The organism is Kitasatospora sp. NPDC059973 (assembly GCF_042737525.1).
Lineage (GTDB): Bacteria > Actinomycetota > Actinomycetes > Streptomycetales > Streptomycetaceae > Kitasatospora.
In genome coordinates, this window is record NZ_JBHWUI010000307.1 from 1 (window position 1) to 4,635 (window position 4,635).

A 4,635-nucleotide genomic window follows, 5' to 3' on the forward strand; every position below is an offset into this window, starting at 1 on the left:
GCCCCCACGGATGGGGCCCCGCGCTCACGGCCCGGGGCGGCGACTCCCGACAGAGAGGTACCGGCCATGAGTTCCCAACGGCCGCCGTTGATCACCGAGCACTGGTTCCGCGAAGGGCCGATCCAGCCTGACGGCTCTGACGGCTACTGGATCTGCGGGTGGCCGGGGTGCGGGCAGCACCGCGCCGACCATGCGCAGGCCGAGGGGCAATGGCTCCTCTCCCCCCATCCCTTCCAGCCCCAGCGCATCGCGCCGTCCCGCTGCTACACCTGCGGCTACCACTGGCGTCACACCCGGCACGTGCCGTGGCGGTGGGACCAGTGGTCGGCCCCGACCCGCCGCGACCAGCCGGCGCCGACCGGCACAGCGCACCGCGACCAGTGATTGTCACCGCCAGGCGTCACACTCCTGGCGAACCACCCGAAGGAGATCCCACGATGCACCCCACCCTCGACGACGGCCGCCGCGCCTTCCTCAACCAGATCCTCGCCAACGGTGAGTCCGCCACCTGGCGGCCCCTCGACCCGTACGAGATCGAGCTGTTCTCCATGCTCACGGACTTCTTCACTCGGACCGTCGTCCTGCCCGGCCAGATCCCGCCGGACGACTACGAGCTCCACACGTCCGATCCCTCACGGGCGCTCGCTTGGTTGTTCCTCAACCGCCTTGAGCGCGAGGATCTGCACCTCGGCGGCGGTGTTCCGCGGTACGCGGTGGGCGGGTGGAAGTCGCCCAGCAGGCCCGAGCCCGGCGGCCCGGTGGTCCGCTCGTACAGGATCACGGCGCGGCGCATCGAGGGCGCGGAGGCCCAGGAGGCCACGATCACCACGTCCGTCATGGCGGCGTCGGTGGAGGAAGCGGTGCAGAAGACCAAGGAGAAGCACGAGCGGGAGCGTGGTCTGTACGGCATCGGGGTGTACCGAATCGTCCGCGTGGAGGAGGAGCACCTAGAGCTGGACTGAGCTCGTCCAGTCCAGCACGGGACGCCGCCGGCCTGACGGCCCGGCATCGCACCCCAACCTGACTGCACCTATCACCGGCCTCACAAACACAACTTCTAGGGTGGCGACATGGGAATTCACTACACCACGGCCGTGGTTCCGGCCGAGCGGTCCGGAGCGGACACCGACAACGCGGTGCTGATCTTCGCCGCCGATCTCGCGGACGACATTCCGGGCTTGCCGCTGCCCGTGGCACTGCACGTCGTCGGCAATGAACTCGGCTGCTTCGGCCCGCACGCCCAGCCGATCGGCCCCGCGATCCCTGTCTCTGACGACTGGCTGCGTGCAGCCTCCCCAACCGGCGGCTACGACGCCCAGGCCCGAGTGTGCGTGGTCCTGGAGCCCCTGTCAGAGGAAGCCGGCACGGGGGGTGCGTCGATTGCTCAGGGAGTCGATGAGCCCGACCTTCCATCGTGGGTGGGGGACGTCGTGGCGGGCCGTTACCGGATGGCCATGCGGCCAGTACGGGTCTCGACCGGCAGCCTGGGTCTGCTTGACGTCGCCATTGGGGCCCCCACCACTCTGACGGAGTGGGCGGCACTGATGCACACCCCGTAGCAGCTCGGTACCGCGAGAGGGCCCCGCGATACGGGGCCCTCTCGCGGTACCGGTCTACATGTCGGAGGACCTGCTCTAACCGGTGCGATGAGCTCGCAGGACTTGTCGCGACCCCCTGTCGCGGCCCCCTGGCCGGTCTTGCTGCTATGCCCTGTGACCTGCAAGAACACCCGCCGCTCCCCCACGCTGAACCCATCGCGACAGCCGGGCCGAGGAACCCCTCGGCTTGGCCCGTCACCCGTAACGGTGATCTCCCGCGCGCCCGGGAGCCGGGGGGCAGCGGAGTGCGCGAGCGTGACCCCATGAACCGCTTTGCCCTCGCTCTCACCGTCGGTGCTGTCGCCTTCGGGGCCGGCGCCCTGCTGGTCGGCCAGGACGACCCGCACCCCCACTTCGCACCGTCCGGTGACACCGTGTCGGCGCCGTCCCGGCCGGCGTCGCCTCCGCCGTCGAGCCCGGTGTCGAGCTCCGGCTCCCCGCTTGGCCTGCCGGTCGCGGTCCCATCGTCGAGCCCGGCCGCGCCCGCCGCCGCCCCCGTCCCCTCCCCCGAACCGCCGGCCGCCGCCGAACCCGAGTCGGCCGACGCGGACGAGCCTGCGCCCGCGAAGGCGCCGGCCGCACCGTCCCGGCATCGGCCGACGGCCCAACCTGCCGCGCCTCATCACGAGCCGACGCACGCTCAGCCCGCCGCACCGGCCGCCCCCGCTCCGGCGCCGGCGTACGGGCTCGGAGACGTCTGCCGGATGGCACAGGGACACGTCGATCCGACGGTCCTCGCGATGTGCCGCAGTCAGGCCGGCGGCCAATGAGCCACGATCCGGACGTGACGGCCGATACTCTTCCGCCATGACGGCACCCATGTACAAGATCCCGCCCAAGGGGCGGCGCGTATCGTTCATCGGCAAGGGCGGGTCCACGAAGACCCACACGCTGATGCACGTCCTCGGCCACTGGCAGCGGATGGGCCTCCCGGTCGGAGCGATCGACTCCGACGAGCCCGGCGAGGACGAAGACGGCTCGCTCTACACCTGGCACCAGATGGGCGTTCGGACCACCCCGGAGGGCGAGAAGGTCAACGTCGTTCCCGGGCTGGAGATCCGGCCGCAGTACAGCGCGCTGCGCCTGGCGAGCGAGGTCACGAAGACGACCCCCGAGGGCGGAATCCTCGGCATCGACACGGGGTCGTGGAACAACCGGCCGGGCGGCATCCATCACAGCGCGCTGGCCATGTCGGATCTCGTGGTTCTGTGCTTGCAGCCGCACGAGGGGGAGCTCAACCGCTCGGCCTCGGTGTGGGCTGCTCTCAAGTACCTCGAAGAGACCGGCGCCCGCCGGCCGGAGCTGGTCGTCCTGTTCACCCGGACCCACCACAACGCGAAGTCCACGGACGAGGTGCGAGGCACCCTGACCCGTGCGGAGATCGAGGTCCTCAAGAACACCGTCCCGAACCAGATGGGCGAGGACGGGTACAGCCGGGCGTTCGGCAAGCCCCTGACCCTCGAAGACGGTGACCCCATGCACCTGATCGCGGCCGAGATCGCAGAGAGGATCTCGCTGTGAGCGGAGGGGGGAACGCCATGGACAACATGTTCGCCGCCGCTCTCGCCAAGCGCGGGCAGGGTGCGAACGTGCTGCCACAGCAGGGGGCCGGGGTGGTTCCGCCGACGTTTCAGGCGCCAGGCGAGCCCGCCGCCAACGAGGAGGCCACGCCAATTGGCGTGAAAGTGTTCGATAAAGAATCGAACACCGAGCTTGAGGTGACGTCGGTCGCCACCGGCACAGAGGCGCAAGCCGGCGCTTCGAAGACTGCGGAAGCCGACGTGGCGAAGGCCGCCGACGCTGCGGTGCCGACAGATCCCCTCACGCCGGAGGAGGTTCTCCAGCTCACCCAGGCCGAGAACCGGATCAAGGCGTTCGGCAAGGCCGCGGCCGACGCGGGCGAGGCGTTCCAGGAGATCCGGGACAACCATCTCCAACGGCACTACGGGCTGACCTGGGCGCAGTATTGCCCGCAGCACTGGGGATGGTCGGCCTCCCAGGTGGACCGGTTCATCCGGGCCGCGCCCGTGATGCGCGCCCTGCACCTGCCGAACGAGGCCACCGCGCGCGAGTTCACGACCATGTACGAGACGTGGGGGGCCGACACGACCCGAGCCGTATGGAAGGGCGCCGTCGAGGGAGCCGGCGGGAAGGGGACGGCCAAGGCCGCCCGCATCGCCGTGCAGAGCATTACCGAGAGCGTCGAGGAGGGAGAGGCCCCGCCGTCTCCCGAGAAGCTGTCGGAGATGGCCCGCGAAGCGGTCACCCAGGCAGCCGCGCGCCCTGCCGCCCGGCCGGGCTCACGCCCAACCGCCGCCAAGGCCGAGGACGAGCAACCCGCCGCCGACCAGGACACCGGCCACGCCGCCGACGCGAGCGCGCCTGACGCCCCCGCAGCAGCGTGGGCCGTCCCGGCGGAAGCAGCCCGGGAACTGGCCGACCTGATCGTCAAACACGCCGAGATCAAGGGGAGCACTCCCGAGGAGGAGTTCGAGCATGCCCTCGACGTCCTCCGCCGGCACTACGACGGCGCAGCGGCAACCGAGTAGATCGGTCCCCCGCCGCACAGCAACAGCCCCGAGGCAACCGGCCCCGGGGCTGTTGCTGTTCCTGCGGAGCGGACTCCGAGGAGAATCACGCCATGAGCACCGACACCGAGGCGGCCTCGCCCTACGCGCAGGCCCAGCAGCAGAGCACCGACGACCCCGGCCGCTGCGCCGTCCCCTGGGGCATCTGTCCCGAGCACGGTCCGACCCTGCGGTCGAGCGCCGACCGCACCGTGTGTACCGACCTGGCCTGCCTGAACAGCTGGGAGTACGACCGGCTCGACGCACCGTGCCCGGAGCCAGCCACCCACACCGTGAAGGCCGACGACGGAGGCCGCTACGGCGTGTGCGACGGCCACGCCATCGCCGCCCGCACGGAGGTCGTCGGCGGCGAGATCCTCCCCGGCATTCCCCGCTGACCCAGTCCGACAGTCCCGGCGCGACCGCCGGCCGCCACCACCCCGGGCCGCCCCGCTGCGCTCTGCCGCAGC

6 protein-coding genes are annotated in these 4,635 nt (G+C 71.0%); all 6 read left to right on the forward strand.

Annotated elements, in window-relative coordinates:
* The first annotated feature begins 66 nt into the window (after positions 1-66).
* Complete coding sequence (locus tag ACFWA9_RS38260) at positions 67-384, forward strand: hypothetical protein (RefSeq protein ID WP_380394024.1); 318 nt, start codon at positions 67-69, stop codon at positions 382-384.
* A 53-nt stretch (positions 385-437) separates the two neighbouring features.
* Positions 438-962 (forward strand): hypothetical protein, encoded by a 525-nt coding sequence (locus ACFWA9_RS38265; RefSeq protein WP_380394027.1) that lies wholly within the window; start codon positions 438-440, stop codon positions 960-962.
* Between the two features lie 108 nt (positions 963-1,070).
* Entirely contained in the window at positions 1,071-1,559 is a 489-nt protein-coding gene (locus ACFWA9_RS38270; RefSeq protein ID WP_380394030.1) for a hypothetical protein, read from the forward strand.
* Between the two features lie 846 nt (positions 1,560-2,405).
* Complete coding sequence (locus ACFWA9_RS38275) at positions 2,406-3,119, forward strand: hypothetical protein (RefSeq protein ID WP_380394032.1); 714 nt, start codon at positions 2,406-2,408, stop codon at positions 3,117-3,119.
* Positions 3,120-3,136: 17 nt separating this feature from the next.
* Positions 3,137-4,147 carry a hypothetical protein gene (locus tag ACFWA9_RS38280; protein ID WP_380394035.1) on the forward strand — a complete coding sequence of 337 codons (1,011 nt, stop codon included), beginning with the start codon at positions 3,137-3,139 and terminating at the stop codon, positions 4,145-4,147.
* A gap of 92 nt (positions 4,148-4,239) precedes the next feature.
* Positions 4,240-4,563 (forward strand): hypothetical protein, encoded by a 324-nt coding sequence (locus tag ACFWA9_RS38285; RefSeq protein WP_380394037.1) that lies wholly within the window; start codon positions 4,240-4,242, stop codon positions 4,561-4,563.
* The last annotated feature ends 72 nt before the right edge of the window (positions 4,564-4,635 follow it).